Origin of the sequence: Thalassotalea sp. G20_0, assembly GCF_017744175.1 — a bacterium.
Lineage (GTDB): Bacteria > Pseudomonadota > Gammaproteobacteria > Pseudomonadales > Endozoicomonadaceae > Endozoicomonas.
Map to the genome: position 1 here is coordinate 1 of NZ_JAGHQV010000478.1, position 567 is coordinate 567.

The 567-nt window shown below is 45.5% G+C and carries 1 protein-coding gene; it reads right to left on the reverse strand.

The genetic code is table 11. From position 1 onward, the window contains the following. A partial coding sequence (locus J7438_RS27135) for an RAP domain-containing protein (RefSeq protein ID WP_209279120.1) occupies positions 1-567 on the reverse strand: 567 nt, incomplete at both ends.

Consider the following 567-nt stretch of genomic DNA (forward strand, 5'->3'; position numbering starts at 1 on the left):
CCACTTTCTTTTAAGTGATACAGAGCCATGCCCCTGTGGCGGGAAGCCTGTTCTGGTCTTTATTTGATCAATGTATGGTTTCATTAAATCCTGACTCAAGAGCATGTTAACCGGAATTTCAATGACCTCAAATCCTGCTTTTTGCAACAGAGCGATTTTCAGCAGAGTCGAACCATTCCTGGTTTTGAAATCACCACCCACGTAATGATACGGTCCCTGAACTTCAATCACCATGTTGTGATCTGGCAGTAGCAGGTCAACCGGAGGTAATGAATTCAGACTCTTTTCTTCTTCAATCCTCAAAGATGGAATGCATGAGTGGAGTTGATTGCGGAATTCGGATTGACGTTTTGAAACGATTGTCTGGTAATGGGGTACGACCGGACACGGTTTCCCAAGCCAACTTGCGGCCATCGCAATGATGCGTTGATCGTCTTCATTGTCCGGGGATGTATTTTCCAGGCGAATAAACAGGTCATCCATGTGCTTTTCCAGCACGTTACCTTTACTGGTGTTTGGAACCAGAGATAACCTGGCACAGCATACCATTACTCCCCAGAGAGACAT